The sequence below is a fragment of the Janthinobacterium sp. genome, from assembly GCF_031995485.1.
GTDB lineage: Bacteria > Pseudomonadota > Gammaproteobacteria > Burkholderiales > Burkholderiaceae_D > Janthinobacterium.
On sequence record NZ_DAMAGB010000087.1, the window covers coordinates 1 to 6,491 of the forward strand.

Consider the following 6,491-nt stretch of genomic DNA (forward strand, 5'->3'; position numbering starts at 1 on the left):
ATCAACAGCCTGCTGGCGCCCGACAACGCCACCCTGATCGACGAGTTCTGCGACAGCCTGTGGCTGGAAGACGGCCTGTCGAAAAACTCGCTCGACGCCTACCGGCGCGACATGCGCCTGTTCGCGCGCTGGCTGGAAGTGAACCAGCCCGGACGCGACGGCCTGTATGACGTGGCCACGGCCGATATCGAAGCCTATTTCGCCGCCCGCCACGATGACAGCAAGGCCACGTCGTCGAACCGGCGCCTGTCGGTGCTCAAGCGCTTTTACCAGCTGGCGCTGCGCCACAAGCATATCAGCGCCGATCCCTGCCTGAAGATGGTGTCGGCCAGGCAGCCGGCGCGCTTCGTCCATACCCTGACGGAAGCACAGGTGGAAGCCTTGCTGGCGGCGCCCGACGTGGCCACGCCGCTGGGCCTGCGCGAGCGCACCATGCTCGAACTGATGTATGCGAGCGGCCTGCGCGTGTCGGAACTGGTGGACCTGAAAGCGGTCGAACTGAGCCTGAACGATGGCGTGCTGCGCATCACCGGCAAGGGCGACAAGACGCGCCTGGTGCCGTTTGGCGAGCAGGCGCGGCTGTGGATCGAGCGCTACCTGAAAGACGCGCGCGGCATCATCCTGGACGGCCAGATGGACGATGCGCTGTTCGTCACGCGCCGTGGCGGGGCCATGACGCGGCAGATGTTCTGGGTGATTATCAAGAAACACGCGATGAACGCTGGCATCACGGCGCCGCTGTCGCCGCACACGCTGCGCCACGCATTTGCCACGCATTTGCTGAACCACGGCGCGGATTTGCGCGTTGTGCAATTGTTATTGGGACATTCCGATATTTCCACCACGCAAATTTATACGCATGTGGCGCGCGAGCGGCTGAAATTGCTGCATGCGGCGCACCATCCGCGAGGCTGAACATTTTTGCATTTGCCCTAACTGCGTCATAATGTCAGTGATGCGCTTATCTGTTACAACAAAACATTAAAGAGGTAGTAAATGGCCAAGACAAATTTCCAATACGAAAAACGGCAAAAAGAGCTGGAAAAGAAGAAGAAAGCCGAGGAAAAAGCCAGGCGCAAGCTGGAAGCGAAAAACAATCCGAAGCCGGCTGACGGTTCCGAAGAAGAGCCTGAAGGCGATGATGAGGCCGATGCCACCGAGGCGGACGACGCTCCCGCCCAGCCGCAGTAATCCTTGCCGCCGCGTCGTCCCCGCCAATGCGGGGACGGTGAAGGCGATCTTCGCAGCGTCAGTGCGCGCTGCCGATGGCGGTAACTTTGCCATCATGTTCTGCATTATGTTGCTCTTCAGGCTCATGCGAGCCGCCGCCAAAGAAGCGCGCCGCGCGCTTGCCCAGGCTGTCCAGGTAAGTGTACGCCACCGGCACCACCACCAGCGTCAGCAAGGTCGAGGTGAGCACGCCGCCGATCACGGCGCGGCCCATCGGTGCCTGCGATTCGCCGCCGTCGCCCATGCCGATCGCCATCGGCAGCATACCGAACACCATTGCCAGCGTCGTCATCAGGATCGGCCGCAAGCGTACCTGGCCCGCTTCCATCAGCGCTGCGAACTGCCCCAGCCCTTCGCGCTGGCGCTGGTTGGTAAAGTCCACCAGCAAAATCGCGTTTTTCGTCACCAGGCCCATCAGCATGATAAAGCCGATTACCGAGAAGATATTCAGAGTGCTGCCGGTGATCAGGAGCGCGGCCAGCACGCCGATCAGGGACAGCGGCAGCGACACCATGATGGCGACCGGCTGCAAAAAGCTGCCGAACTGCGACGCCAGCACCAGGTAGATAAAGATCACGGCAATGCCCAGCGCCATCATCGCGCCACCCATGGTTTCGGCCATCTGCTGTGCATTGCCGGCCACGTCGAAACGCACGCCGGGCGGCAGGTCGATCGATTTGATGGCTTTCTGCACATCGGCGTCGACATCGCCGGCCGGGCGCCCCTGCACGCCGGCATAGATGGCGACGCGCCGTTGCAGCGCCTGGCGTTTCAGCACCTGCGGGCTCGACGAGGGCACGAATTCCACCACCTGGCGCAGCGGGATCATGATCGGCTTGCCGTTCGCGTCAAACTTGCTGGACGCCAGCGACAGGTCGGCCAGGTCGGCCACTTTCTGGCGGCCCGACTTGGGCAGCTGCACGTTGACGTCGTAGTTCTGTCCGTCGGAGGCCAGCCAGTGGCTGACCGTGTCGCCGGCCACGAACGGGCGCAGCGCGTTGCCGATCTGCTGCACCGACAGGCCCAGGTCGCTGGCCAGCTCGTTGTTGATCTTGATGGTGGTCGACGGATTGGCGCCTTCCTGGCTGTATTCCATGTCGGCCAGGCCCTTGATGCCGCGCATCTTGTCCATCAGGCGGTGCGCCACGTCATCGAGCTTGCCTTCGTCGGTGCCGAGAATGGCGATAAAGATCGGCCGCTGGCCCACCGACAGGGTGATGCCGGCAATCGGCGACAGCCGTTCACGGATCAGCTTTTCCAGTTCCTGCTGCGAGCGGCGCTTGTGCGTCTTGACGTCGGTCAGCTTCAGGTTCACTTCGGCCGTGTTGCGGCCGTCCTGGGTGCCGACGTTGGCGACCAGGCTGTCGATCTCGGGGAACTCCTTCAGCGCCTGTTCGATCTGGCGCACCTTGGAATCCGTGTATTCCAGGCTGGAGCCGACCGGCGTCTTGAAGCGCAGGTTGACCCAGCCCTGGTCGGTTTCCGGGAACATCTCGCCGCCGATCATGGGCACCAGCATCAGGCTGCCGGCGAACAGCGCCACGGCGGTGGCCAGCGTGGTCTTGCGCCAGCGCAGGGCCAGCGCCAGCACCTTGCCGTACCAGACGTGCAGGCGGTCGATGCCGGTCTCGATCCAGGCCATGAAGCGGCCCAGCCACGGCGCGTACTTGAAGCGGTCCCTGACCGGATCGCGCCACACCGACGACAGCATCGGATCGAGCGTGAAGCTGACGAACAGCGACACCAGCACCGCCACCGCCACGGTAATGCCGAACTGCAGGAAGAAGCGGCCGATAATGCCGTCCATGAAGGCGACCGGCACGAACACGGCGACGATGGCAAAGGTGGTGGCCATCACGGCCAGGCCAATTTCGTTGGTGCCGTCATTGGCCGCCTTGACGTGATTCTTGCCCATGCCCAGGTGGCGCACGATATTCTCGCGCACCACGATGGCGTCATCGATCAGCAGGCCGATGCACAGCGACAGCGCCATCAGGGTCAGGAAGTTCAGCGTAAAGCCGAATGCCTTCATGGCGATAAAGCTGGCCAGCACCGAGATCGGCAGGGTCAATCCCGTGATGATGGTGCTGCGCCACGAATGCAGGAACAGGAACACGATCACCATGGTGAGCACGGCGCCTTCGATGATGGTGCGCTTGACGTTGTCGAGCTGGCTTTGCACGCGCGCCGATTCGTCGTCCAGCACGCGCAGGGTAATGTCGGCCGGCAGCGTGGTTTGCAGGTCGGCCGCCACTTTCAGGATGCCGCTGCCCACTTCGACCACGTTGGCGTCCTGCACCTTGGTAATTTCCATGGTCACGGCCTGCTGGCCATTCATGCGCGAGATCGACAGCTCTTCCTGTTCGCCATCGACTACCGTGGCCACCTGGTCCAGGTAGACCGGGCCGACGGCGCGGCGCGCGACGATGATCTTGCCGAATTCGCGCGCATCCTTGATCTTGCCTTCCACCCGTACCAGCTGCTCGGCCGCACCGTGGCTGATCGAGCCGGCCGGCAGGTTGGTATTGGTGGCCTGGATGGCGCGGATCACTTCATCGACGCCGATGCCCTGGGCATTGAGTTCGACCGGCTTCATGCTGATCAAAATCTGGCGCGCGCGCAGGCCGCGCAGCTTGACCTGGCCGACCCCGGCCACGCTCTGGAAGCGCTTGCTGATCACCTGCTCCGTCATGGTCGACAGCTCGCGCAGGTCGTGCCCGGTGGAGGTCAATACGATGGTGGCGATCGGGCGCTCGTTATCGCCTTCGGCGCGCGCGATGAACGGGTCCTTGGCTTCCTTGGGAAAGCGCGGGCGCACCAGCGCCACCTTGTCGCGCAGGTCCTGCATCGCCTTGTCCATATTGGTCGACAGCTCGAATTCCAGGTACACGCCGGCGCGCCCTTCCCACGAGTTGGCGCGGATGGTCTTGATGCCGCTGACGGTGTTGACGGCGTCCTCGATCGGGCGCGTGATGTCGTTTTCCACCGCTTCGGGCGAGGCGCCCGGGTAGCTCACCTCGATGGCGGCAAACGGGAACTGCACGCTGGGCATGCTTTCCACGCCCAGGCCCCGGTACGAGAATATCCCCAGCACCACCAGCGCCACCATCACCATGGTGGCAAACACGGGGTTCCGGATACTGACTTTGGTCATCCACATGGTCAGCCTTTCTGTGCCGGAGCGACCGGTGGGGTAGCCACTGCCGTGGCCGACGGCGCGGCGGCGGGCGTATTGAAGCGCACGCCATGGCCCGGCTTCACGCCATCGAGTTTCGCGACGATCACTTTCGCGCCCGGTGCCAGGCCTTCGGTTACTTCCGCATAGCCTTCGTCCTCATTGCGCAGGCCCAGCGTGACGGCTTGCTCGACCACCTTGTTGTTGACCAGCGCATACACCACGGTGCCATGCTTTTCCGTGCGCACGGCCGTCAGCGGCACCATCGGCGCCACCATCGAGCGTTCGGTGACGATGCTGCCCTTGGCGAACATGCCGCCGCGCAGCGCACCGTCGCCGTTGTCCACCGCAATGTAGACCAGCACGGCGCGCGAGCCGCTTTCGGTGGTCGGGTTGATGCGCGCCACCTTGCCGGCAAAGTCGCGCGCGCCAAAGCCGTCGACCTTGAAGCGCACTTCCTGGCCGATTTTGATGCGCGGGATTTCCGCGCTCGGCACCGGCGCTTCCAGCGTCAGCTGCGCCAGGTTGACGATGGTATACACGGGCATGTCGGGCGAGACCTTTTCGCCGGCCTGCACATGACGCTTGCTGACGATGCCGGCCATTGGCGCGCGGATCACCGTATCGGCCAGCGCGATGCGGGCGATTTCCACCATGGCGGCGGCCGACTTGACGCTGGCGCGCGCCAGGTCGACCGAGTTCTGCGTGGTGTCGTAGGCGGTCTGGGAAATGTATTTTTGCTTGAGCAGCGCCTGGCTGTTCGCTTCGTTCTTGCTGGCCATCGACAATCGCGCCTGCGCCTCGTCGAGCATGGCCTGCTGCTGCGTCAGGCGCGCGCGCTGGTCGGCCGCATCGAGCCGCAGCAGCACTTGTCCGCTGGACACCTGCTGGCCTTCCTGCACCGTCGTCTCATGGATTTCGCCCGACACCTTGGCCTTGATGGTGGCTTGCGTGAGCGGCGCGAGCGAGCCGGACAAAGGCAGGCTGACGCTGAGGGCGCGCGCGCTGATGGCTGCCACGTCGCCCTGCGCCAGTTCATGCACGGGGGTCTTGTCCTGTGCTTTCTTTTTCGCCGCCTGCGCCTCGGCCGCTTTGGCCGCCTGCTGTTTCGATTGCAGTACGGTCCAGCCGCCGCCGGCCAGGCCCAGCACCAGCAGGATCAGCACGGGCGCGCGCCAGCGGCGGGGGCGGCTGGTGGCAGGGAAGGGAACCGGGGGCAGTGTCTCGTTTTTCATGGGAATCTTGGGTCAGGTAGGCGTCAGGCATGGGGTAGCGCACCGCCGCGGCGAGCACGGAGGCACGCCTGCCGCCATGCCCGTCCACGGCGATACGCATGTTGCTACTTTATGAAGATCAAGGCGTGCTCGCCAGTCCAATGCGACAGATTGCACAAAAACGGGGCTGGAATGCATGCTGGGGCGATGGAAGAATCCCCGCATGCTTGTGCAGTCTCAAGCAGCCGATTCCCGGCAAGGCAAGAATGGTGAGGATGGCTGCGCCACCGGACGGGTCTCGGATTCGCCGGTTGCGGTGCGGCCGCGGAGCGGGAGAGCGCATGTCCGACCTGATTGCCAAACCCGCCGCGTCGCCGGGCCGCCTGCTTGCCGGAGGCTCCCTTGACGCGGGGCCTGCCAGCCAGGCGCTCGACTTTCTTTCCATTATCGTTGCCGCCGTCGAGCAGGCGCCGGCCATGGCCGTGCGTGGCATCGACCGCGACGGCATCGTGCGCTACTGGAGTCCGGGCGCCACGCGCCTGTATGGCGTCAGCGGCGAGCAGGCGGTCGGCCAGGCCTGGGCCGGCGTGGCGCGCGCGATGGCGCCGGCCTGGGCTGGTGAGCTGGCAGATGGTTTCGAGCAGGAACTGGCGCTGGTGTTGACCAGTGGCAAGGCCAGGCCGGCGCGCCTGTGGCAGCTGGACGGGGAAGACGCGACGGCGCCGCGCTGCTTCTGTTCCAGCCTGTTTCCCCTGCTGCAGGGAGGACGGGTGCGCCAGGTGGTGTGCATCGACGTCGATATCACGGCCAGCCGCCAGGATGGCGTGCCGGTCGGCGCGCTGCTGTCGATGGCCGACAATTTTCGCCAGCTG

Annotated in this window: 5 protein-coding genes; 3 read left to right on the forward strand and 2 right to left on the reverse strand. The window is 64.4% G+C overall.

Annotated features, from left to right (window positions below; genetic code table 11):
* Window positions 1-12: 12 nt before the first annotated feature.
* A complete protein-coding gene (gene xerD / locus RTQ46_RS26955; RefSeq protein WP_312440692.1) occupies window positions 13-915 on the forward strand; it encodes a site-specific tyrosine recombinase XerD in 903 nt (300 codons plus the stop codon).
* Between the two features lie 81 nt (window positions 916-996).
* Window positions 997-1,191 (forward strand): hypothetical protein, encoded by a 195-nt coding sequence (locus tag RTQ46_RS26960; RefSeq protein ID WP_312440688.1) that lies wholly within the window; start codon window positions 997-999, stop codon window positions 1,189-1,191.
* Window positions 1,192-1,249: 58 nt separating this feature from the next.
* On the opposite strand, the gene RTQ46_RS26965 is transcribed toward RTQ46_RS26960, so the two are convergent.
* Together RTQ46_RS26965 and RTQ46_RS26970 are read right to left on the reverse strand one after the other, a co-directional pair.
* Entirely contained in the window at window positions 1,250-4,390 is a 3,141-nt protein-coding gene (locus RTQ46_RS26965) for an efflux RND transporter permease subunit (RefSeq protein WP_312440689.1), read from the reverse strand.
* Between the two features lie 2 nt (window positions 4,391-4,392).
* Complete coding sequence (locus RTQ46_RS26970) at window positions 4,393-5,640, reverse strand: efflux RND transporter periplasmic adaptor subunit (protein WP_312440690.1); 1,248 nt, start codon at window positions 5,638-5,640, stop codon at window positions 4,393-4,395.
* A gap of 320 nt (window positions 5,641-5,960) precedes the next feature.
* Here RTQ46_RS26970 and RTQ46_RS26975 point away from each other — a divergent pair.
* On the forward strand, window positions 5,961-6,491 hold a 531-nt coding region (locus tag RTQ46_RS26975; RefSeq protein ID WP_312440691.1), incomplete at its 3' end, for a PAS domain-containing protein.